At 35.4% G+C, this 24,445-nt stretch carries 21 protein-coding genes; 10 read left to right on the forward strand and 11 right to left on the reverse strand.

All coding sequences use genetic code 11. From position 1 onward, the window contains the following. Positions 1-216 precede the first annotated feature (216 nt). From EZJ43_RS00320 to pnuC, 8 genes are all read right to left on the reverse strand, one after another. The gene (locus tag EZJ43_RS00320) at positions 217-714 is read right to left on the reverse strand and encodes a GNAT family N-acetyltransferase (protein ID WP_133260664.1); all 498 of its coding nucleotides are present in this window, start codon (positions 712-714) and stop codon (positions 217-219) included. After that, positions 711-1,271, reverse strand: coding sequence for a thiamine pyrophosphokinase (locus EZJ43_RS00325; RefSeq protein WP_133260665.1), 561 nt, complete (start codon positions 1,269-1,271; stop codon positions 711-713). The genes EZJ43_RS00320 and EZJ43_RS00325 overlap by 4 nt, the downstream gene beginning before the upstream one ends. A 183-nt stretch (positions 1,272-1,454) precedes the next feature. After that, positions 1,455-2,090, reverse strand: a complete 636-nt coding sequence (locus tag EZJ43_RS00330) for a thiamine phosphate synthase (RefSeq protein ID WP_133260666.1) — start codon at positions 2,088-2,090, stop codon at positions 1,455-1,457. A gap of 96 nt (positions 2,091-2,186) precedes the next feature. Beyond that, positions 2,187-4,625, reverse strand: coding sequence for a TonB-dependent receptor (locus EZJ43_RS00335; RefSeq protein WP_133260667.1), 2,439 nt, complete (start codon positions 4,623-4,625; stop codon positions 2,187-2,189). 318 nt (positions 4,626-4,943) lie between these two features. Further along, positions 4,944-5,510 carry a DUF4276 family protein gene (locus EZJ43_RS00340; protein ID WP_133260668.1) on the reverse strand — a complete coding sequence of 189 codons (567 nt, stop codon included), beginning with the start codon at positions 5,508-5,510 and terminating at the stop codon, positions 4,944-4,946. After that, positions 5,507-6,721 carry an AAA family ATPase gene (locus tag EZJ43_RS00345; protein ID WP_133260669.1) on the reverse strand — a complete coding sequence of 405 codons (1,215 nt, stop codon included), beginning with the start codon at positions 6,719-6,721 and terminating at the stop codon, positions 5,507-5,509. Before EZJ43_RS00345 ends, EZJ43_RS00340 begins: the two co-directional genes overlap by 4 nt. Before the next feature lie 73 nt (positions 6,722-6,794). Next, on the reverse strand, positions 6,795-7,319 hold the full coding sequence (locus EZJ43_RS00350) for an AAA family ATPase (RefSeq protein WP_133260670.1): 525 nt from the start codon (positions 7,317-7,319) through the stop codon (positions 6,795-6,797). After that, positions 7,303-7,926, reverse strand: a complete 624-nt coding sequence (gene pnuC, locus EZJ43_RS00355; RefSeq protein WP_133260671.1) for a nicotinamide riboside transporter PnuC — start codon at positions 7,924-7,926, stop codon at positions 7,303-7,305. The genes EZJ43_RS00350 and pnuC overlap by 17 nt, the downstream gene beginning before the upstream one ends. Positions 7,927-8,465: 539 nt before the next feature. On the opposite strand from pnuC, the gene EZJ43_RS00360 reads away from it, so the two are divergent. Both EZJ43_RS00360 and carB read left to right on the forward strand, forming a co-directional pair. After that, entirely contained in the window at positions 8,466-8,780 is a 315-nt protein-coding gene (locus tag EZJ43_RS00360; RefSeq protein WP_133260672.1) for a carboxypeptidase regulatory-like domain-containing protein, read from the forward strand. A gap of 206 nt (positions 8,781-8,986) precedes the next feature. Next, positions 8,987-11,824, forward strand: coding sequence for a carbamoyl-phosphate synthase large subunit (carB, locus tag EZJ43_RS00365; RefSeq protein WP_133260673.1), 2,838 nt, complete (start codon positions 8,987-8,989; stop codon positions 11,822-11,824). Positions 11,825-11,897: 73 nt separating this feature from the next. Here the strand turns inward: carB and EZJ43_RS00370 are convergent, their stop codons facing one another. Both EZJ43_RS00370 and EZJ43_RS00375 read right to left on the reverse strand, forming a co-directional pair. Further along, on the reverse strand, positions 11,898-14,339 hold the full coding sequence (locus EZJ43_RS00370) for a TonB-dependent receptor domain-containing protein (protein ID WP_133260674.1): 2,442 nt from the start codon (positions 14,337-14,339) through the stop codon (positions 11,898-11,900). Between the two features lie 426 nt (positions 14,340-14,765). Continuing rightward, positions 14,766-16,439 carry a dipeptidyl-peptidase 3 family protein gene (locus tag EZJ43_RS00375; protein WP_133260675.1) on the reverse strand — a complete coding sequence of 558 codons (1,674 nt, stop codon included), beginning with the start codon at positions 16,437-16,439 and terminating at the stop codon, positions 14,766-14,768. Between the two features lie 113 nt (positions 16,440-16,552). Between EZJ43_RS00375 and EZJ43_RS00380 the strand changes: the two genes are divergently transcribed. Next, positions 16,553-17,380, forward strand: coding sequence for an N-acetylmuramoyl-L-alanine amidase (locus tag EZJ43_RS00380; RefSeq protein ID WP_133260676.1), 828 nt, complete (start codon positions 16,553-16,555; stop codon positions 17,378-17,380). Between the two features lie 204 nt (positions 17,381-17,584). Here EZJ43_RS00380 and EZJ43_RS00385 read toward each other — a convergent pair whose 3' ends face one another. Next, positions 17,585-19,240, reverse strand: a complete 1,656-nt coding sequence (locus EZJ43_RS00385; RefSeq protein ID WP_133260677.1) for a glutamine--tRNA ligase/YqeY domain fusion protein — start codon at positions 19,238-19,240, stop codon at positions 17,585-17,587. Positions 19,241-19,404: 164 nt separating this feature from the next. Here EZJ43_RS00385 and EZJ43_RS00390 point away from each other — a divergent pair, with 164 nt between their 5' ends. The 7 genes from EZJ43_RS00390 (at position 19,405) to EZJ43_RS00420 (ending at position 24,405) form a co-directional block, all read left to right on the forward strand. Then, positions 19,405-19,824, forward strand: a complete 420-nt coding sequence (locus EZJ43_RS00390) for a cobalamin B12-binding domain-containing protein (protein WP_133260678.1) — start codon at positions 19,405-19,407, stop codon at positions 19,822-19,824. A gap of 2 nt (positions 19,825-19,826) precedes the next feature. Continuing rightward, on the forward strand, positions 19,827-20,606 hold the full coding sequence (locus EZJ43_RS00395) for an enoyl-CoA hydratase-related protein (protein WP_133260679.1): 780 nt from the start codon (positions 19,827-19,829) through the stop codon (positions 20,604-20,606). Between the two features lie 99 nt (positions 20,607-20,705). After that, positions 20,706-22,109, forward strand: a complete 1,404-nt coding sequence (locus EZJ43_RS00400) for a sigma-54-dependent transcriptional regulator (RefSeq protein ID WP_133260680.1) — start codon at positions 20,706-20,708, stop codon at positions 22,107-22,109. A gap of 85 nt (positions 22,110-22,194) precedes the next feature. After that, complete coding sequence (locus EZJ43_RS00405) at positions 22,195-23,244, forward strand: AI-2E family transporter (protein WP_133260681.1); 1,050 nt, start codon at positions 22,195-22,197, stop codon at positions 23,242-23,244. 68 nt (positions 23,245-23,312) lie between these two features. Continuing rightward, the gene (locus tag EZJ43_RS00410) at positions 23,313-23,579 is read left to right on the forward strand and encodes a YtxH domain-containing protein (protein ID WP_133260682.1); all 267 of its coding nucleotides are present in this window, start codon (positions 23,313-23,315) and stop codon (positions 23,577-23,579) included. A gap of 24 nt (positions 23,580-23,603) precedes the next feature. Then, positions 23,604-23,984, forward strand: a complete 381-nt coding sequence (locus EZJ43_RS00415; protein WP_133260683.1) for a phage holin family protein — start codon at positions 23,604-23,606, stop codon at positions 23,982-23,984. Beyond that, positions 23,971-24,405, forward strand: coding sequence for a hypothetical protein (locus tag EZJ43_RS00420; protein WP_133260684.1), 435 nt, complete (start codon positions 23,971-23,973; stop codon positions 24,403-24,405). Before EZJ43_RS00415 ends, EZJ43_RS00420 begins: the two co-directional genes overlap by 14 nt. Positions 24,406-24,445: the final 40 nt, after the last annotated feature.

Genomic DNA, 24,445 nt, shown 5'->3' on the forward strand with positions numbered 1-24,445 from the left:
ATTAAGGGATTAAGAAAAATTAAGTTTTCAATGGGTGTACTTGTTAAGGCGATAAAATCGCCATTCTCGGTCATCCTCGTTACAAACGAGGCTGATTGCTTTTATTTAGCCCAAGGTTGGTGTTATCACCAACCTTTATTTTTTGGAGTGAGCGCAAAATTTCGTCATGCTGAATTTATTTCAGCATCTATCCTGCACTAAAGATCCGATTTGCTTTTATTCAAATACATATTCCATTACATAATCATCCATCACAAAACCGTTTCCAATATCTATCTTAACCGATTCCTTTTCTATAAAGCCCGCTTTATGGTAAAAATTTTTTGCGTTATTACCCTTATTTACGCAAAGTTGTAGTGCTTTTGCACCGGCATTTTTAACCTGATTAAACACCTCGTTAATTAAAATTTTGCCAACGCCTTTTCCGTGTGCAGATGGTAAAACGTAAAGTTTATGCAATTTGTAAATTCGTTCTTCGTGGTTAGTAATGGAGTAGCTTGCAAAGCCATAATGTTTTTGTCCATCTTCGGCAATTAAGAAAACCCAGCCATCCATTAGTTCTTTCAGTAGTTCGCCTCGGTTGTACATTTTCTCTAGCATGTAATCAATTTGTGCTTGGCCAATTAACTCCAAATAAGTTTCTGGCCATGTTGCTATTGCAATATCACGGATGATTTCTAAATCTTCTTCCTTCGCTATTTTTAATGTGATCATATCGGTTCGCTTATAAAGATAGATTTTCCTGCGAAGTTGAATATTACAAAACCATCTTTTTCTACCTCAAAAATTCTTTCATTAATTTCTTTCACGTTGCTCATCTCTACATCAGCATTGCCAAAAATTTGAAACTCAATTCCGGCAGGTTTCCAAACCGAAAAACCTGATTTTATGGTATAATGCTTTGATTTTGCTGTAAAAACAACCAAATTTATTTTATCGCTAAAACAACCAAATCTTTCTATCTCGAAAGTATTGGTAATAACATTTACAGCTGGATATTTCTCTGCTACTAAATAATTAATGGCAACTATTAATGGTTCAAATTTAGCTTGAATTACTTTGGTGTTTTCTTGAGTGTTTTGCGGATCTCCATTTACTAAAACATCCACTTTTAAACCTAGCGAAAGTACTTTATCGTAACCTTCTGCATTAACTAAAAGCGTTGGGCTCCACTCTAAAAGCTGACCTAAAAGCTCTTCGTCAAAATCGCCTAATTCATCTATATATAAGGCGGGCTCTTGTTTTTCTTTTACAATATGATGTGATGACATATAGCGAAGATAAGCTAATTTGAGATTTTAGAATGACGATTTTAGATTTTAATGAAAAGCATTGATAAATACACTTTCCAACTCGCTTAAAATTTCATAAGAGCTAAATAACCATAACTTGGCCTTAACCTCGGCCTCAATCTCAACCTCGGTCTCAGCCTCAACCTTATCCTCAATCTCAACCTATTTTACAACTACTTCATAAAAATCTGCGTACGCATCTTCCATATTTGTTGCTTGGTTAATGGCTGAAGAAACCGCAATACCGTAAACACCTGTTTCGAGCAAAGCATCAACATCATTTAAAGTAACGCCACCAACTGCTAAAAAAGGCATTTTAATATTAAGTAATTCAATTTCTTTAACTGCATTTGCATATCCATTAATCCCAATTAGCGGGGCATTATTAGGTTTTGTTGTCGTTATTGTAAAAGGTCCGAAGCCAGCATAATCTGCGCCTTCATTTGCTAAACGGATTAAATTTTCTACGGTATTTGACGATCCACCCAATGTAAATTCATCACCTAATTGTTTGCGCAGTGCGATAAAATCTGCATCCATATCTTCTATATGAAAACCTTGAATATCGGCTTTGCCTTTTAAATGAACGTGGTCGGTTACAATTAAGGTAGCGCCCCAATCATCGCAAATGCTGGCAATTTCGTTTATGTCTGTTAAAAGTTCTTCATCACATTTGGTTAAGCAACGGTATTGAATCCATTTTGCGCCAGCTTCGCAAGCAATTTGTGCTTGCTCAACATGTGTATGCTGCGGAATATCGTGTGTAATAAATTGCAGTTTTTCGATGTATTTTTTCATATTCTATTTTTCGTCATTGCTAGGAGGAACGACGAAGCAATCTTGCCTATAAGACAGATTGCTTCGCAATTTAAAGCCCCTTTAGGGGTTTGGAGTTTAAAACTTCAAATTCAAATTTAACATAAAATTAGTTCCTGCTTGTGGAAAGTAAAAATTCTCAGTAGTTAAAGCACCGCCGCCGAAGTAACCATAAGTATAGCCATTGCTTTCGTACTTTTTATTGAAAACATTATTTACCAATAACGCAATGTTAATGTTCTTTACTCCATTAAACTTCAAATCGTAAGCTAAACGTACATTATTTACCCAATAGCTCTTTAATCTACGGTCGTTACTTTGGGTATTATCTAAATATTGTTTACCCACATATTTACTTTGAAAACCCAATGCCAAAGCTTTAATCGGATTGTAAACTAACTCGCCAGATACCACAGAATTTGGCGAGAAAGATATATCGGTATTAGAATAATTATTTACAATCTGTCCGCCATTGTCGTAATCATCAATAAATTCGGTAAAGTTTTTAATTTTATTTTTACTAAAAGCTGCGTTTGTTAACAGCGAGAACTGCTTATTTATTTGATAAGCAAAATCTAACTCTACCCCAGCGCGGTAACTTTTAGCTACATTTTGACGGAAATATTCACCTACATCATTAATTTTTCCAGTAACAACCAATTGGTCTTTGTACCACATTCCGTACATATTTAAACCAGCAGAAATCGCCTCGTTTTTAAAGCGGTATCCTGCTTCAACATTGTTCAGACGCTCAGATTTTGGCAAAGTTCCAGCTACTACATTGATATAGTCATCTCTGCCAGGCTCTTTATTGGCCACACTAAAAGAAGCATAAAGGTTAGCCTGTGCATTTAAAAAATAACTCGCACCAAACTTCGGATTGAAAAAGTTTAATTTGTCTTGAATGTTAAGCTGATTTAGATTTTTTTCTGTTCCCAAAACATCATAGTATATTCTTCTATACTGCAAATCTGCAAAAATATTTAGCTTTTCAATTGGGATGTAAGTAGCTTTTAAAAAAGTGTTAAAATCAGTTTTAAAGCCATCATTGTCGTAATAGTGGCGATCGTTATTTCCATTACTGGCGTATTGCGCATAAATAACCTGGCCAAAATGTGCACCTTTATATTCATTGTATCCGCCACCTAATGTCAAATTAAGTTTTGTAGCAGGTTTATAATTAAAAGCGTAAGTAAAGCCGTAGAAGTCGTTATCTAACCAACGGCGACGCACTAAATCTGTTTTACTAATGGTAGTGGTGCCAATTACAACAGGCTGTAAACCGTAATTCGCCAGCTTTTGGGCATTTTTAGCTTCTTCATAATAACCTTTTCCGGCGGTATAGTGTAAGGCACCGTTGAAGGAAAATTTATCACTAAACTGTTTCGCATATAATAACTGATAATGATCTTGCGAATAGTTATCAGTCTGGTCTTTGTAAGTGAAACTGTTGTAGGTTCTGCTGCCCGAGTTTAACAAGTTAGCGGCATCCGTAGCATTTAACCCATTGCGATCAATATAAGCGTTCATGCCTGCAACATCTCCATTTAACCTCGATTCGGGGATGCCGTTCCATGCTTGATAGGTTTTTTCGGTGCCAGAAAACACATTAATTCTAATTAAATCAGTTTTGCCGTGGTAAGCACCAGAAAGGAAATAAGATTTTAAGTTTGATGCTGCCCTGTCTATAAATCCATCCGATTTAATACGAGATAAGCGCGCATCGAAAGTAAATTTATCGTTGATTAATCCAGTACCCACTTTAACTGTATTTTTCCAAGTATTAAAAGAACCGTAGGTATTATTAAGTTCTGCGTACGGTTCGGTTTCGCCTGAAGTAGTTTGGATGTTTAAACTGCCGCCAAAAGCACCTGCACCATTTGTTGAGGTGCCAACACCTCGCTGAATTTGAATGTTATCAACAGATGAAGCAAAATCGGGCATATTTACCCAGAATGTTCCTTGGCTCTCGCTATCATTATACGGAATGCCGTTTAGCGTTACATTTACTCTTGTTGCATCGCTTCCGCGGATACGAATCCCGGTGTAACCAACACCTGCGCCAGCATCAGATGTAACCACAACACCCGGCGTATTGTCCAGGATAAACGGCAAATCTTGTCCGAAGTTGTTTTTTTGAATCGTTTCTTTATCGATGTTCTTGTACGTACTTGCAGAATTTGCGGAAGCTCGTGTTGCGCTAACCACGATTTCATTTGCTAAAAAAGCAAGTTGGTTCAATTTAAAATCTACCTCAGCATTTGCTTGAAGATTTATTGTTTTCTCTTGCATTTGATAGCCTAGAAAGCTTACTACAATTTCGTAATCGCCTGCTGGAAGATTTTTAAATTCGTATTTTCCATTTGCATTGCTTGCCACACTAATGGATTTCCCTTTTAGCTTAACTGTTGCACCAGATAAATTTACATTGTTGTTTTTTTCGGAAATAGTTCCAGAAAGATTGAATTGAGCCATCGCGAAGATTGGGCACAAAAGTGTAGCGAAAGCTACCATCATTAATTTTTTCAATTTGTTTTTTACTTTTAGTTAAACCTGTCGAAAGTAGGGGTACTCCCGACGTTAGTTAAACTCCATAAACCATTCCCTACGCCAGCATTATCTGGATCAGGTGCATTTAAAGGTTTAGGGTTTAGAGGTTTAGGGTTTAGGGTTTTTGCTTTTCGCTTCAAACCTTTCGCCTTTCACCTTTTACCTTTCACCTGTAAAATGGGTATGTTCTCAGCCCTTATTTGCGTTTTTTACAAAACAAGGCACCCCTTATTGATGGCGCAAAGGTAAGGCAAAAGGATTGAGATAAAAAGTAGAATTTCAAAATTAATTTAAGATTTCATTAGAAAGCTTATCGATAAACATTTTAAATACAGGGCATTTTTTGACTAAGATATTGACGTCAAGTGTTTTAAATATTTCTGGGCAGTCAGATTCGCTGTATTTTCTTCTAAGTTTTCTGGTGGTTAAATAGAGTAATTCCTTTGGCTCAAATATATCCATTGGATTTAATTCTTCTTTTAAATCAGAGTCATATAGAGAATTGAAAGCTTCATGGTCAGCTAAAATTAGGGCCTCAATTTCATATATATTTAAAAGAAAAATACCCTTTTTATTAACTACAGTATTAAAATCCGCAAAATAGTCTTTTCGTTTTTTTAATTGAATCGTATCAGAATAAAGAGAATCCAAATCCCTTATAAAAATAACAATATCTGGTTTTTGCGTTTGATACTCAATTCTTAAAAAATGTTTTGTTTTTTGATTATCTAACATACTTCCACGAATATTTTCTATTAAATTAAAGAAATGAACGTTTTCGAAATTTCTTGATAAAAGATTACCTATCGCAAAAGTATCATTTGGGGCTTCGCCGATTAGACCTACTCTCATACGATATCGGTAGATTCAAGGTTAGAGAAACGCCAATAATCACTTAAGAAGCCACTCTCCATATATAATTTAGCTTTAGCTATTTGGGAAATACTTAGATGTCTAAATTTAGTTCCTTTAAATTCATCGTAATAACAAATAATAATTCTATCTAATTCATTATCATCTAACAAGTCTAATACTTGAGGCGAGTGAGTTGTAATGACAATTTGTTTTGATTGAGATTGTTCCTTTATAAAAAGCATTAATTTATGAAGTTGATGAGGGTGAATCCCTAATTCTGGTTCTTCAAGTAATTCAATAAAAATTGATTCTTCATCAGCTTCATTTTCTTCTAAACCTACTAATTCCGACAACAAGTAAAATAACCTTTTGGTCCCATCAGATAATAGATTGAATGGAATCCAATTATTATTAATGTTAAATTCTAAGATGTAGTTAGTTAAAGTTATACGATTTGAGTTCTTATCTTCAATCAAATTGAAATCCTCATTAACTCTAATCCTTTTTATCGGTGAATATTTAAATAAAATGGAATTTAACAAAGAAAAGTAGTTTTCAGAATTTTTTGTAAGAACATTTCTGATATCGTTCACAGATAACTCAGTTTTAATCTTGTTTTGTTGTCTGGCCGCAAGAACCCTAAATAGTCTGAAAAAATATTTTCCTAAAAAGCTAGTGTATTTATTTGATCTTCTGTATAATTCATTAGAGATTTTTCCATTGTTAACAATCATGGCCGAAAATGGAATAGCGACGAATTCCATCAAATTATAGGGATGACCGTGTTCAATTAGGTTGCTTGCGATAAAATATTTGTTATTCCAAAGGCTGACATTTATATCACTATCATCAAGTTCTATATTTTTACCACTTATAGTAAGAGAGTACGCAATATTATTTTTATCGAAAGCTAATTCATCTGGCTTATCAAAATCTGCAAATTGTGTTGTATTAGGACTAGAAGAAATGTCAATTTCTTCATTTCTGCCTATTAACTTAATTTTCGATGAAGTATCTGATGGTGCGTCGGAAAAGTTTAATATCTCATCTAAGCAAGAAATAAAATTAGTTTTGCCACTGCTATTATTCCCAATTATAATATTCAAGCCAGGTTTAAGAATAACCTCAGCCAGCTGTATTGACTTATAGTTCTCAATCAAAACATTTTTTAAGTACAGGTTGTATTTTTCTTTTTTCTTGTTGGCCATTACAGCAATATTTTAAACTTATCAAATGTAATTATAAAATAATAAAGATGTTTGCTTTATAATTCAAGCAGTGCTAATAAAGAAACCCATCAATCGCTTTAACTGCGTTTTTCAAACGAGTTTCAATGCCGTTTATAACTACATAATTTGCATTTAAAGCCTTTAGTTCCTTATGCCAAACGGCCATAAAATGTTCTCGCTTATGCGGAAAATCTCTCAATGGATCTTCCTCCCAAGGTAAATCTATATCCAATAAAAGGTATAAATCATACGGCGATTTCTCTAAGCCATCCAAAACAATTTGTGGCGTTTCACCAAGCATTTCGTCACTCCAAATTTTTACGGTTAAAAAAGTGGTATCGCAAATAATAAAATCTTTATCTGTTGTTTCTAATACCGAATCTTCTAAAGCAACTTGCCCATGAAACATGTTAATTTCATCTTGCAACGTACAATCTCCAGTTAATGCTGCGCAATAATAACGTGCATATTCTGGTACCCAAGCCACATTATAATGTTTTGCTAACGCGATGGAGATGGTCGATTTTCCGGTACTTTCGGGGCCGACAATGGCTATTTTTTTAATTCGTTTGTTCACGGTAAATCTTCTTCCAATCAATAAATCCCATTAGGGCAATAATTACATATAAAGCATACATTAGGCCAGTTGCGTATAAATCTTTCGAGAAATAAACACCAACATAAATAACATCCACAAAAATCCAAATTAGCCAATTTTGTAAAACCCTTCTGGCTAAAAATATTTGGCCTATCAAGCTACAGGCCGTACAAAAACTATCTATAAAAGGAAATGAAGCATCGGTGTTTTTATGTAAAATGAAACCTAAAATAATGGTAAATACAATTACTCCAAGAATAGAAAATAGAATTTCTTTTTGTGTGATCTGGGTTATAGGGCGTTCTTTTGTGCCATTATTCTTTTGCTTGCTCCAATAATACCATCCATAAATATTCATTCCGAAAAAGTAAAATTGCAAGCCCATATCGGCATATAATTTACTGTCAAAAAAAATGATGATATATATTAACACGCTTACAATAGCAATTGGCCAATTCCAAATGTTGTTTTTTGCAGCCAACCAAACACATAAAATGCCGGTAAATACGCCACACCATTCTAGCCAGCCTGTACCAAAAATAAACTGCAACAAACTTTCCTTTAGGGCATCTGCAAATAGTAACATGTGCCAAAAGTATAAATTAGATTTGGGTTTTGAGAGGTGAGCTAGGCGAGAATATTTAGTGTTAACAAAAAAAGGCTTAAAAGAAAAATCCGGTAAGGAAAGAAATTCCATTACCGGATAATAAACCAAACAAACTATTTATGAAGAATCTCACGCGGTTAACTACTCCTCGTGAAAAATTTTAAATCAATTTACTAAAGAACGTGTATTTTGTACACTTATTGCAACTTTATTGCCAATATCTGGTTAAGTATTATTTCGTGACGAAGCCGTGACTTCTCTGTCTTTATACAGTCAGCAACCGCATCGATTTAACTATTTTTAACAAAATAGGTAGGTAAAACGATTCTTTAATCTTTTCGATAAATGTACAATATCTCAACAAAAATCGCCAGCGTGCTGAATAATGAACACTAAGTTCAGCATTGCATACATTAAGAAAAAGTTGTCTTGGTAAATATGTACGCTATTAACGGTTGTTGCCTTCCAAAATGTTTCTATCTTTATTCCTTATCTCAATCCTAAAGTTAATCATTGCTATGAAAACGCGTTTAATTTTTTGTGCTGTTGCCGTAATTGCTTTCGGTCTATATGCTTTTAATACAATAAAGTTAGGCGCAATTATGGGGCAGGTAGCGCCGGTAGCATCGGTAAATTCAGCGTTGCTGGTTTCTGGGGCGGATACTTTAAAAGTTTTGCCAGTACAAGGTATATTCAAGTTTACAAACCTAAAGCAGGGTGTTTACAGTTTAATAATAAAAGGAAATGCACCATATAAAGACTTTGTGTTAAAAAATGTTGCCGTTAAGGATAGTGCTACAACAAACGTTGGAAAAATAGTGATGCAACCGTAAATCCGTTTTGCAACCTTCAAAGTGCCCATAAAACTAAAGGTAATTTTATTTTAAAAAAAGAGTTAAAAAACGCTGTAAAATTATATCTTTGCATCCCGACAGAACAGTTGGGATTTTTCTTCTTACAAGCACAAAATCTCGTTGCTTTCAGGGCTTTACAAAAAGCCTCACACTTTAGAATTTTAATAATTTTTTTAAGCTTTATCATGCCTAAAGACACATCAATACGTTCAGTACTTATCATCGGATCGGGACCAATTATTATTGGCCAAGCCTGCGAATTTGATTATGCGGGTTCGCAAGCGGCACTTTCTTTAAAAGAAGAAGGCATTACCGTTTCTATTATCAACTCTAATCCGGCCACCATCATGACGGATAAAGTTATTGGCGATCATGTTTATCTTCGCCCATTAACTGTAGATTCGATAGAAGTTATTTTACAAGAACATATCGATTCTCCAGATTTGCCTAAAATTGATGCTGTTTTACCTACAATGGGTGGTCAAACTGCATTAAACCTTTGCGTAGAAGCTTCTGAGCGCGGTGTTTGGGAAAAATATGGTGTTAAAGTGATTGGAGTTGATGTAGCTGCAATCGAAAAAACTGAAAACCGCGAATGTTTCCGCCAGTTAATGGTTGATATAGGTGTTGGCGTAGCGCCATCTAAAATTGCAAACTCGTTTTTAGAAGGTAAAGAAGCTGCGCAAGATATAGGTTATCCATTGGTAATTCGCCCTTCATATACTTTAGGTGGTTCTGGTGGTGGATTTGTGCACAAAAAAGAAGAATTTGATGCTGCTTTAAAACGTGGATTAGAAGCTTCGCCAACGCATGAAGTGCTGGTAGAAAAAGCTGTTTTAGGTTGGAAAGAATACGAATTGGAGTTATTAAGAGATAGTAACGATAACGTAATTATCATTTGCTCTATCGAGAACTTTGATCCGATGGGTATTCATACTGGAGATTCTATCACCGTTGCGCCGGCAATGACGTTGTCTGATCGTTGTTATCAGGAAATGCGCAACCAGGCGATTAAAATGATGCGTGCCATTGGTACTTTTGCCGGGGGTTGTAATGTGCAGTTTTCTGTTAATCCAGATAACGATGATATTATCGCAATCGAAATTAATCCTCGTGTTTCGCGTTCATCAGCGTTAGCAAGTAAAGCAACGGGTTATCCAATTGCAAAAATTGCTGCCAAGTTAGCAATCGGTTATAACTTAGATGAAATCGAAAATCAGATTACTAAAACAACTTCTGCATATTTCGAACCTACTTTAGATTACGTTATTGTAAAAGTTCCACGTTGGAATTTCGATAAATTTAAAGGCGCTAACAAAGAGTTGGGCTTACAAATGAAATCGGTTGGCGAGGTAATGGCAATTGGTCGTACCTTTATCGAAGCGCTACAAAAAGCTTGTCAGAGTTTAGAAATTGGTCGTGCTGGTTTAGGTGCCGATGGCAGACAGAACCGTAATATAAATGAAATAATGGATGGTTTGGAGCATGCTTCATGGAACCGTTTATTTTTAATAAAAGATGCCATGACAATGGGCGTGCCTTTGGAATCTATCCGTAAGGTTACCAAAATTGATAAATGGTTTTTAACTCAAATTCAAGAGTTAGTTGCTTTAGAAGTTGAATTGAAAAGATATTCGCTAAACAACATTCCTCAAGATTTCTTCATGACTTTAAAGCAAAAAGGTTTCTCTGATATTCAGATTGCTTGGTTGTTGGGCAATGTTACCGAAGATGAAGTTTACGATCGCCGTAAAGCATTGGGTATAAATAGAGTGTATAAAATGGTTGATACTTGCGCTGCAGAATTTCCCGCACAAACACCATACTATTACTCAACGTTTGAAGAAGAAAACGAATCTATCCCATCGGATAAGAAGAAAGTAATTGTTTTGGGTTCTGGCCCGAACAGAATTGGTCAAGGTATTGAGTTTGATTACTCTTGTGTACACGGTTTGTTGGCCGCAAAAGAATCGGGTATCGAAGCCATTATGATTAACTGTAATCCCGAAACGGTTTCTACAGATTTTAACATGGCCGATAAATTATATTTCGAGCCTGTTTTTTGGGAGCATGTACGCGAAATTATAGAGCTTGAAAAACCAATGGGCGTAATTGTTCAATTGGGTGGTCAAACGGCATTAAAAATGGCCGAAAAGCTTAGCGAACGTGGTATCAAAATTATCGGGACGTCTTTCGAGAATATGGATATTGCCGAAGATAGAGGTCGCTTTTCTGATTTATTAAAAGAATTGGAAATCCCTTACCCACGCTATGGTGTTGCCGAAAATGCGGAAGAAGCAATTGTGGTTGCTAACGAAGTGGGTTATCCAGTTTTAGTGCGCCCGAGTTACGTTTTAGGCGGACAAGGCATGAGCATTGTAATTAACGATGAAGATCTTGAAAAAGCAGTTGTAAAATTACTGGGCGATTTGCCGGGCAACCGCGTATTAATTGATCACTTTTTAGATCGAGCAGAAGAAGCCGAATCGGATTCCATCTCTGATGGTGAGGATGTGCATATTGTTGGTATGATGGAACATATTGAGCCTGCAGGTATTCATTCTGGAGATTCATTTGCAGTATTGCCAACTTTCAGTCTGCCAGAAAAAGTAACTGCAGCTATGGAAGAATATTCGATTAAAATTGCCAAAGCTTTAAATGTGATTGGCTTATTGAACATTCAATTTGCCATTAAAGATGAAAAAGTTTATGTAATTGAAGCCAATCCAAGAGCTTCTAGAACAGTTCCTTTTATCGCTAAAGCTTATGATGTGCCATACATTAATATTGCTGCCAAAATTATGTTGGGTGTAGCGAAGCTGAAAGACTTCACAATTGTGCGCAAGCTTAAAGGCTATGCAATTAAAGAACCTGTTTTCTCTTACGATAAGTTTCCTGAGGTTGCGAAAGAATTAGGTCCTGAAATGAAATCGACTGGTGAAGCCATTCGCTTTATTAAAGATTTGGAAGATCCTTACTTCCGTCAGCTTTACAAAGATAAATCGATGTATTTAAGTAAATAAATAACAAAAAATGCGGTGAATTTCACCGCATTTTTTGTTTATATAAGAGTTCCCTTTTAATCGCTGTCAATACTTAATTTTTCATTCTGTTTTGTTCTTCTTCTGTACCGGTAGCACGACGGCGGGCAGGCTTGATCTCATTTTTACCAAACCGATAAGTAAAAGTAATTCTACCAATCCGGCTCTCGTTTTTTTGGCGAACATCGTATTTTAAACCTGGATAGGCACTCGATATGTCATTTCGGTAGGTGTTAAAAATATCCGACAGGGCGAATTTTAAACTTGCTCTCCTGTTCATTAACGATTTACTAAATCCTGCATCGATAGAATAGCGCGCTTTTAAATTTAATGTTCCGTAGGCTATTGGCGATTCGTAATTGCCATTCAATTCTCCTGTAAACCCAGTTGCAATGGTAAAACTTTGTTGCGATTTAAACTGAAAAGATGTTTTACCAGTTTTTAGCGCTTGACCTGCCAAATTGGGCGCTTCGAAAATGAGGTAAAAAACATTTAAGTTATTGTTCATACTCCACCATTTGGCAACCGTAACCGGGATATTTAAATTTGCGCTGTAACTGATGTTTTTAGCTATATTTTCATTGGTAACATACAATGCTTTTTGTGCTTCATCTGGCAACAAAACATCCGCAATTACATCTTTAGTATGGCTGTAACCAACGGTTAAGGCATATTTCTCCATAAATGTGTAGCTCAATTCTAAGTTATTAGTGTACTGAGGATTTAAAAATGGATTGCCTTTTTGATAGGTATATTGATCAAGATAATAAATAAATGGGTTCAAAGCATCATAACTCGGCCGGTCGATTCTTCGACTATAAGAAAAACCCAATTGATGATTTTTTGAGAGTTTTTGTTGAACGAATAACGTTGGAAAGAAATCCCAATAACTTCTTTCTACAACTTTATTTGTGGTAATTAAATTTCCTTTAGAATTTGTTTGTTCTACCCTCAAACCAAGCTGAAAACTTGTGTTTTTAAATTCTTTATTGATATTGGTATATGCCGCATTCACATTTTCATTGTAAACAAACTGGTTGCTTCTGCGGGTATCATTTTGCCAAATATTGTTTACCAGTTCCTCTGCCTGCAAGTCGTTATCTGTTTTAACCCAACTGCTTTTTAACCCCGCCTCTAACTTTATCGATTTGCTTAAAGATGTATTATAATCTACTTTAAAGGCTTTTATGTCTATAATCGAGGGTGTGCTATTTCGGGTGTAGCTAATGGGCCGTATTCTATTTCCATCTGCATAGAAGTAATCATTTATGTAATTAGAACCGTCATTACCATTGTATCTTGAATAGTCGAGATCTGCAGAAATTTCTGAACCTGCTGTATCTAAAACTGATTTGTAGTTTAGGTTGTATGCAATGTTATTGTACCTGTTGGTTTGTAAACTGTTTGATTTTAATGTTGAATCTACTTTTTGAAACGACGGACCAATTAAAGTGTTATTTGCAGATGCTTCGGTGCCGTGGTTGGAATATCCATTTAACAAAAGTCCGATGGTATTTTTATTGTCGAGAAAAAAATCTAAGCCTGCTTTAAAATTATTATTTTGCTGTTTCTCCTTGTTGGTACTGGCTTGCATAAAATAGGTATCTGGTGTTCCGTTAGAGATGCGGTCTATACCAATAGTGTTTTCAAGCTGTTGATTTCCATAGTTATAGTTGCCAAAAACATTTATTTTTTTTGTTCTATGGTTTAGGTTTATACCTGTGTTACCTTGAAAATTTTTACCACATCCAATAGTGGCATTTGCACTTCCATTAGTGCCGCCTGCCCTACTTTTTTTTGTTTTAATATTGATAATACCCGAGTTGCCAGATGCATCATATTTTGAGGAAGGATTCGTGATTAATTCTATCGTCTCTATCTCAGCGCTTTGCATATTTCGAAGTAGATTTGCCACATCCGCACTGCTCATATAGGTTTGTTTACCATCTAGTTGAATGAGTACGCCCTGCTTTCCCTGCATCGAAATGTTATCGTTTTGATCTACGGAAACACCTGGCGCTTTTTGTAATACTTCTAACGCATTAGAGCCAGTAAGTACCGCACTGCTGGCAACATTCATAATTACTTTATCCATTCTTCTTTCAATCAATGGCTTAATAACAGCAACAGTAACTTCTTTTAAATTTTCGGCAGTTGGTACCAGTTGAACCGCACCGAAATCTACTTTTTGGTTGTTTTCATCAAGTACAATCAATTTGCTTTTTGTGGTTTTGTAACCCATGTTGCTGGCTTTGTAATAGTAGCTGCCTTTAATTGCAACAGCAAAACCGAATGCGCCATTTTGATCTGTAAAACCCGTTTTTACCACGCTCGAATCGGCGGCTTTATAAAGTATAACAGTTGCATAATTTATAGGCTTTTTATTTTCATCGAGGATAATACCAGTAATATTTGCGTTGGTGAGCATCTGCGCAAAAAGATTTCCTGTAGAGGCTAGCAAAATGAATATTAACGGTAATTTGTAAAGAGTTTTCATTATTTTCTTTGTTATTATTTTGAAAAAAATTCGGCAAAAAGATTTCTACAACGCATGTACATACGTTTTCAATTTTTTACATTAAGTTTTGTGTGGAAACGAACCGATTCCGTTGCTTAGTTATGAGTAAGACGACGATATTTTTAAAACGTTACAAGATTTGAAAAAAACAATGAATTATTCGAATTAAACAAAACGTGCCCGAGTTAGAATAGGCAATATGATTGAGCTACTTGTGTATTAAATTAACTCAGAATGAACGGCTTTAGAGAAATTAAACAAGATGAAAAATTGAAATTCTAAAAAATCAACGCGTTGGCGAGTTTAGAAAAATTAAGCTACACAAAACTTAGAGAATAAAAAAAATCCGTTTATTTGCAGGTTTGGCAACCTGTAAATAAACGGATTTTGTTAAATATTGTATTTCTACTTCACTCCTAAAACATCTACACCTTGTTCAAAAACTACATCAACAGGAATATTCTTTTTGGTTAAACGATCTAAATCGGCTTGTAAATCTTTAGAAATTACAGCACTTTTTTGTGCTTTTTCTACGGCAACTTTGTCGCCATTTCCTTGCAGGGTAATGATAAAGGCACTTAAATCATTCATCGCTGTTGCAAATTTATCGAAATTTACTTTATAAACACCTTGAGGAGAACGCTCGAATGCGCCCTTTGCTTCAAAATAGTTGAAGCATTGCATATTTGCTTTACCATGTGCTTCAGCAACTCCAAAACGTACCGAGCGCAAAATGCCTGCCATAAAAGTGGTGTAATAATCTTTTACATCGCCTTTTAATTCTCCTTTTTTTAGTAATCCAGTAACCATATACAAGCCTAAAATATCGGCTTTGCCTTCTTCTAACCAACTATATTGCTCTTTTAAAGCTTCTCTAACAAAGCCTTTACCTGTGATGGTTTTTTTAATACCTAAACCGTGGGCAACCTCATGAAACATAATATTGGCAAAAAAAGCATCAAACGTGATGTATTTCTGTTGGTCGGCATCTATTAATTCTTTCGCTATTGGCACCATAATTTTATCAAATTTGGCCTTCATTGCATTTTTCAACTGCGAGCGTCGAGTCCCTTTTTCTTGCTGTATTTTCTCATCATTAGGTAAATTAACGGCAATTGTTTTTGATCCAGCATTGCAATTACCCGCATAATAAACTACATCGTACGCGTTCAATTCAGAATCAGTACCAGGCGTTTCTGTTTTGTATTTAGCTTCAACCGGCAAATTTCTCTGCAAGTCTGGCAACATTTTTACATACTTGGCCAGTCTTTTACTCCATTCTTTATCTTTTACCAACACGTATGCTTCGTAGCCAGTACGGGCGTTAAAAAGTTTATCTTCGTAATTTTCTATCGGCCCGATAATTATATCTAAACCATTGGTTTTCATATCCAGCCAAGCGTAATCGCTGGCGGTAAAGTTATCGCTAACCAAGGCATCTGCTCTTAAGTTCAAATATTTTTTAAGTCCAGCATCATCTGCAATTAAGGCGGCTTGTTTTAATAGTGAAGATGCATTTTGTAATTCTTTAGCATATAAAACATGATATGGAATGGTGCTTAATTTACCAGTACTATCTTTTCGAATAACAGAATATGCGCCAAATTTATCAGGAAGGTTTGATTTTTCTATGGCACTTTTCGTTAAGCCAGCTGGATAAAAAAATAGTCCATCGGGTCTGTTACCAACGCCCGCTACAAAAGGTTTATCGTTATTCAACCTATCCCAAGGGCCATAATTTATATTTACAAAATCTCGGGTTTTTTCATCTTTAATGGTTGCCAACAAACTGTCGCGTTGCGGATAACTTTGCTTCCAAAAAAGTCCGTCCATAATTTCTGCAGCCTGTATTAGCAATGGCAAAACTTTGCGGTCGTTTACGGTTAAAAGATTAAGGTTTGTGGTAAGCTTTACTTTTTCGTAAATTGGAAGTCTCTGCGCCACATAATCAATTAACGAATCTTTTTGGACAGCGTTTACATTGGAAGCTGATTTTTTTTGGGAATTTGTACACCCCGAAAGTGCTATAAATCCTGATATTGCCACGTAGAACAACGCTGGCTTTAATAATTTCTTCATATTTTATTTATCTCTTTTCAAAAGTAACAAAATCTAAAGGTTTTGTATAAACATTGATAGGAATGCTTAAATTTCGTGTAAATGTTTAACTTCAACTTTCGATCTATTAAATCATGTTTACATTTAAATTTAGGGCACTTTTTCTTTTAATACCCATAATTCTTTTTTCTGCGTGTAAAACTAAAAAATATGCCGCTACTGAGAAAATTTATAAAATAAAGGCGAAAGAATTTGCAAATATTATAGCAACTACGCCACCTTTAGCACAGTTTTACGATTCTATAGAAATTTCTAATCAAGAATGGGTTGGTTCGGTAAACTTTGGTATCCGAAAGCCTAACTTCGTTGTAATACACCATACAGCACAAGATAGTTTGGCCCAAACCATTAAAACTTTTCAATCTGTAAAAGCAGGTACAAGTGCGCATTATGTAATTAGTCGGGATGGAAAAGTTGTACACATGGTGAACGATTATTTGAGGGCAAACCATGCCGGAGTAAGTAAATGGGGAAAAGATACCGACTTAAATTCATCATCGATAGGCATTGAATTGGATAATAATGGTATTGGTGATGTGTGGCAAGATGCCCAAATTAATAGCTTAATAAAGTTATTGGCTACGCTGAAAAAAAAATATAATATACCTACCGGCAATTTTATTGGTCATTCGGACATTGCACCGGGTAGAAAAGTTGATCCACTAAATTTCCCTTGGAAAAAGCTTGCAGATAAAGGTTTTGGATTTTGGTATGATGAGGTATTGCAAAATCCACCTGCCGATTTTGATACCGAGAAAGCGCTGAGATATATTGGTTATAATACCGAAAACTTGCCCGCAGCCATAGGGGCATTTAAGTTGCATTTTATACAAAGTGATGTGACTAAAAAGTTAACGCCAGTTGATATTTTAGTATTGTACAATATTTATATGAAGTATTAGAAATTAGTATTAGTTCGTCGTCGTTCCTACAAAAGCGGGGATTTCATATAGACAAAAAATTATCCATCAAAATAAAAAGTTCCATTAACTTATTCCGAATTTTGTTTGGAAGGTTATAAGGAACTGCTTGCACATAAAATAAAAAAAACACGGATAATCTTTGGTTAGCCGTGTTTTTTTGTGATTAAAAAATAATAGACTTCTTTAGTTTGGTTTCTTAAACGTATCTTTTAGTGTAACGGTACGGTTAAAAACTAATTTATCTGCTGTAGAATCTCTATCTAAACAGTAATATCCTTTCCGAATAAATTGGTACCTGTCCTCTAAATTTGCATTAGCCAAGGCTGGTTCTATATAAACGTTTGGCAATACTGTTAAACTTTCGGGGTTCAAGTAATCTTTAAAATCACCTTCTTCAGCATCTGGAGTTTCTGATGTAAATAAGCGATCGTATAAACGAATTTCTGCGGTTTTAGCATGTTGTACACTTACCCAGTGGATAGTGCCTTTAACATTTATGCCACTCGTATCGTTTCCACTTTTCGATTCAGGAATGTAAGTACAATGCACTTCAGTCACGTTTCCGTTTTCATCTTTTACAAAATCTTCGCATTTAACAATGTATGCAAACTTTAACCTTACAGTTGCACCAGGCGCTAAACGAAACCATTTTTTTGCAGGTACTTCCATAAAATCTTCACGCTCTATCCAAAGCTCCTTGCTAAAAGGAATAATGCGCGTACCGCCACCGTTTTCTGCTTCAGGATTATTTTCGCCGATTAAATCTTCTGTACCTTTTTCGTAATTTGTAATAACGAGTTTAATAGGATCCAAAACCGCCATTACACGGTTTGCAGTTTTGTTCAAGTCTTCGCGAATGCAGAACTCTAACAAACCGAGCTCAATTAAATTTTCACGCTTTGCGATACCTATACGTTCGCAAAATTCCCTAACACTTTTTGGTGTAAAACCTCTTCTGCGCAAACCAGAAATGGTAGGCATCCGCGGATCATCCCAGCCGCTAACTAAATTTTCGTGCACCAATTGCATTAATTTACGCTTACTCATTACGGTAAAGCTTAAGTTTAAGCGTGCAAATTCGTATTGTTTTGATGGATAAATTTCCAACTTCTCGATAAACCAATCGTACAATTCTCGGTGCGAAACATATTCCAAAGTACAAATAGAATGTGTAATGTTTTCTATACTATCGCTTTGTCCGTGTGCAAAATCGTACATTGGGTAAATGCACCATTTGTTGCCTGTACGGTGGTGTTCGGCATGTTTAATGCGGTAAATAATCGGGTCGCGCATCAACATATTCGGACTCGCCATGTCAATTTTAGCTCTTAAAATATAAGCACCATCGGCAAATTCACCATTTTTCATTTTCGTAAAAATGCTTAAATTTTCTTCAATGCTGCGGTTGCGATGAATGCTATCTTTTCCGGGCTCAGTTGGTGTGCCTTTCAGGGTCGCAATTTCTTCTGCCGAACTTTCATCAACATAAGCCAAACCTTTTTCAATTAGTTTTACAGCGAAAGCGTACAATTCATCAAAGTAATTTGATGCATATAATTCATTTTTCCACTTAAAGCCCAGCCATTTAATATCTTCCTGCTGGCTATTTACATATTCAGTTTTTTCGGTAACTGGGTTGGTATCATCGAAACGTAAGTTGGTATAACCGCCGTATTTCTCGGTTAGCCCAAAATTTAAACATATTGCTTTAGCATGCCCAATGTGCAAATAACCATTAGGTTCTGGCGGGAAACGCGTGACCAATGTTTTGTACTTGCCAGTGTTCAAATCGTTTTCAATAATCTCTTCAATAAAGTTCAATGACTTTTCTTCACTCATAAAAAGCTGTAAATTAGGATTACAAAGTTAAAAACATTGAGCGGAATTTAGTAAGGAATATTGTTAAATGGTCGGCCATTTTTCGAACCTCGTTAAGCAACAAAAAACGAAAGACGAAAAACTTTGTAAAAATCAATACATTTACATCAACTTAAAGTTCATTTATGAGTACAGTATTAAATAGGCCAATACGTGTTTTAGTAGCAAAGGTGGGTTTAGATGGACATGATAGAGGCGCGAAAGTAATTGCAACTTCGCTGCGTGATGCGGGCATGGAAGTAATTTACACCGGCTTACGCCAAACGCCAGAAATGGTTGTGAACACAGCTTTGCAGGAAGATGTCGATGCAATCGGGATCTCTATTTTGTCGGGTGCACACATGACGGTTTTCCCCAAAATTATTCATTTAATGAAAGAGAAACAGTTAGACGATGTGCTTTTAACAGGTGGCGGTATTATTCCCGAAGCGGATAGGAAAGCCCTCTCGGCATTGGGTGTTGGGGAATTATTTCCCCCCGGAACTACAATGGCCAGTATAGCCGAATATATTAAGAATTGGGTAACAGAAAATAGAAATTTTTAGGCATGATTTATCAAAATTTAATTACAGAAGTAAAAGAGCATCTTTTATACATTACCATCAACCGCGAGAAATCGTTAAACGCATTAAATAGAAGTGTTTTATCAGAATTAGCAACGGTAATTGATTTTGCCAAACACGCCGATGAAGTTAGAGGCGTAATTATTACTGGGGCAGGAGAAAAGGCTTTTGTTGCAGGCGCAGATATTAAAGAGTTTGCTGATTATGATGGAAAAAAGGGTGAGGAATTGGCAAGAGATGGACAGCAAAAAGTATTCAACGCAATAGAAAATTCGCCAAAACCTTTTATAGCAGCAATAAATGGTTTTGCACTAGGCGGCGGTTTAGAATTGGCTATGGCATGCCATATACGCATTGCGTCTGAAAATGCTAAACTTGGTTTGCCAGAGGTTACTTTAGGCTTAATACCAGGTTATGGAGGCACACAACGCCTAACCCAACTGGTGGGCAAAGGTAGGGCAATAGAGATGATTACCACTGCAAATATGATTACTGCGGTGCAGGCTGAGAAATTTGGCTTGGTTAATTATGTGGTTGCTCAAACAGATTTAATTGGTAAAGCAGAAGAAATTTTAAATTTTGTAAAGCAAAGAGCACCGCTAGCAGTTGCCGCTGCAATAAGAGCAGTAATCGCTTCTGTTAATGAGGTGGATGGCTATAAAGTCGAAGTAGAATCATTTGGTAAATGTTTCGAAACATCCGACTTTAAAGAAGGTGTAGTTGCATTTTTAGAAAAGAGAAAACCCCAATTTGTGGGGAAATAGAAGCCAGTTTTAAATTAATTACCCATATTTAGAAAAAAGTGTAGAAAAAATTACCCGTTTTGTAAAATATTAAATATCTTGCACACATATTTGATAGGGATGAAAAAACGGATACTAATTGTTGATGATGAAGTGAATATTGGATTACTTTTATCCAAGTTCCTAATTAGAAACGGGTTTGAGGTAGAAAATGCCATTTCTGGTGGCGGCGCGTTGGATGAGATGAGCAAAACTGCTTTTGATCTTGTGCTCTGCGATTATCGCTTGGAAGATACCGACGGCAAAGAAATGCTCATTACAATTAAAGATTTGTATCCCACAACTGGGGTAATTATCATTACAGGTTATTCTGATATTAAACTCGCTGTCGAACTCATTAAACTTGGTGCTTACGATTACATAACCAAGCCACTCTATCCCGACGAGATATTAAACACAATAAATAAAGCTTTAGAGACGCAAAGAGCCCTAAATGACGTTAAGCCGAAGAAAAACGTTACTGTATCAATTGAGCCTGAATATGTAGATTTTACCGAGTACATGGTGGGTGAGAGCGAACTTTCTAAAACGCTTTTAAAACAGATAAAAATTATTGCGCCAACAACTTACAGTATTATTTTAACTGGGAAAAGTGGCACGGGTAAAGAGTGCGTGGCGAAGGCCATCCACCTAAATAGCGCAAGAAAAGATAAACCTTTTGTAGCAATGGATTGCGGTTCGTTAACAAAAGAACTTGCTGCGAGTGAATTTTTCGGACACGAGAAGGGTGCGTTTACAGGGGCATTTTACACTAAAATTGGCCATTTCGAACAAGCCAATGGAGGTACATTGTTTTTAGATGAAATTGGAAATCTCTCTTACGATATTCAAGCAATTTTGTTACGAACCGTGCAAGAGCGTAAAGTAAAAAGGATTGGTAGCACCAAAGAAATAAGTCTTGATGTGAGAATTATCGTTGCAACAAATGAAAGTTTGATTGAGAACATAGGCAAAGGAACTTTTAGAGAAGATTTATACCATAGATTTAATGAATTTTCGATTCATGTACCTTCGTTAAAAGATAGAGGAGAAGATATTTTACTTTTCGCCGAAAACTTTTTAAAGGCAGCGAACAAAGATCTTGGCAAAAGGATTATTGGTTTCTCTGGTGAAGTTAAAGCGTGTTTATTAAATTACAGCTGGCCGGGAAACGTTCGGGAGTTAAAAAATATTATTAGACGTATTGCTTTATTAACAGATGGTGATACGGTTAAAGTTGATGTTTTACCACTTGAATTGTTATCATACGCTAATGTTTTTGAGGAAGAATTTTCAAATTTATCAATTAAGGAACAATTTATAGATGGAACTAAAGATTTAAAAGAAGCATCTAATGAAGCTGAATATGATATAATTCTATCTGTACTGAAAGAGGTTAACTATAATAAAACTAAAGCGGCAAAAATTTTAAATATAGATCGTAAAACACTTTATAATAAAATGAAGAGTAATAATGCTGTTTAAAATATAGGTGGTTTTCGCGTTTGAAAATTATAACAAAACAAATTTGGGCGGTTAACAATTTAATGGATATCCAGCACTGCAAACTATGTCGGTATTTTCTTATAAACAGCGCAATAATATAAACCTTGTTATAATAATTGCTTTAGGCATGCTAATCGCCTATTCGCTGCAACCAATATTTAGCGCTATTTTAAGTACGCTGGTACTTTACACCATAATGAGGCCGGGTTTTATTTATTTGGTAGATGTAAAACGCTGGAATAAAAGACTTACAGCTATACTTTTGATCTTTATTAGCATCATTTTAATTATTCTGCCGTTTTATGCGCTGAGTAGTATGGTCATCAGTAAAATTTCAGAACTACGAAATAATGAAATTTTTTTCCGCAATCTTTTAGTTCAGTTTCAGCACCTTATTCCGATAAAAATTAATCAAGATTTAATTCAAGATGGGTTAAATAAACTGGGCACATGGGCAACTCAATTGTTCCCTTCCATAATATCGAGTGCAGCAAACATTGTATTAAGTTTATTGGTAATGTACTTCTTACTATACTTTATGTTAGTAGAACGAAAAAATTTTGAGCGTTCATTGTTAAAATATGCGCCACTTAGAGCGCAAAATGCTTTACGCTTTGCTGATGAGATGCGCTACAATACTTATGCAAATGTTTTAGGCCAAGGATTAATTTGCTTGGTTCAAGGTACATTAGTTAGCTTATCTTTTTACGTACTGGGCTATAAAGATCCTGTTTTTTGGGGAGTTATTACTACTTTCATATCCTTTGTGCCGGTTTTGGGTCCGCCGATAGTATTTGTGCCTGCTGCGCTTTTGCAAATTGCAAATGGCAATGCATTTGAAGGTTGGGCAATGTTAATTTTTGGCTTCGTAGTTATTATCAATATCGATAATGTACTTCGATTTATAATCGCTAAAAGAGTTGGCAACATTCATCCGATAATTACAGTAATCGGCGTAATTATTGGTATCCCATTATTTGGTATTTTAGGTCTCGTATTTGGACCTTTATTGCTGTCTTACTTCATGTTACTTATTAAAATTTACGAAACAAGCACGCTCGCATCCGAAAGATTGGAAAGAATTAAAACAAATATGCCCCAAAACGAGTTATAATTGTAACTAAGAAATAATTTAGTAGCTCTTAATTTTAATAGATTGTTTAACCCTTAAAATATATAATTATGAATGATAATTCGAAAGTTTTAGTTGCTCTTTTAGCCGGATTAGCAGCAGGCGCTGCATTAGGAATTTTATTTGCACCAGAAAAAGGCGAGGAAACTCGCGATAAACTCAGCCAATCGTTAAAAGATCTTGGCGATTCGATTAAAGATAAAGCCGCAGATGAGATTAACAATTTATCTAACCTTAAAGAAAAAGTGGTAAACTCTATCAAAACTAAATTAAATAAAGTTGACGAAGATTATAACGACGACGTAGAGCACGCCTAAATTTTATAAAGCCTAATTAAAATTATGCAAGAGAACAAAGAAAAAGATATAGAAGATTTAGTTGAAGATGCCAAAGGTTATTTAGCAACTAGGGTAGAATATACTAGACTTTACCTTGTAGAACAGATATCGAAAGTTTTTGCCGATTTGGTTACAAACTTAGTAGTTGTTGTTTGCTTTGTATTGGCATTTTTATTTGGAACAGTTACATTAGCCCTTTATTTATCGGAAGTTTTGGGCAGCAATGCTAGAGGTTTCGGTTGCGTATCTTTACTTTACATCATACTTGCTATCGTTGTTTACTTTACCAAAGATAAGTATATAGAGAAAGCCATTATAAATTCTACGATTAGAAGATACTTTCAAAAATTAGCGGAGAAGGAGGGTAGCGATGAAAAATTATAACATCAGAAATCTTAAAGATCTACAGGCTAAAAAACTTGAGCTCAAAGTAGATTATACTTTAAAGCAAACCATGCTAAAGGCCGATGGCAAATTATATTTAAAGCAGTTTACAATTGGCGCACTGGCGAAAAGATTTTTTACACCGCAAAATTTCCTTAAAACAGACGATAAATTTAATCTGAGCGGTACCTTACTGTCATACGTGTTGCCATTTTTGATGAATAAAACGATTTTCCGAGGTTCGGGATTTATTACCAAAGCAATTGTTGGATTAGCTTCTGGCAAGGTTGGTAAAAGTTTAGATGTAGAACATCTATCAGCCATGTTTAATACTGTTAAAGGATGGTTTGGTAAATCTAAACCCCGTAAAGAAAAAAAGTTTATTGATTATGGCATACCGCCAGATAGTGAGACTTATTAGCCTATTGGTTCATTAAATGATCATTCAAAACTAATTTAAT

The sequence above is a fragment of the Pedobacter changchengzhani genome (genome assembly GCF_004354365.1).
GTDB lineage: Bacteria > Bacteroidota > Bacteroidia > Sphingobacteriales > Sphingobacteriaceae > Pedobacter > Pedobacter changchengzhani.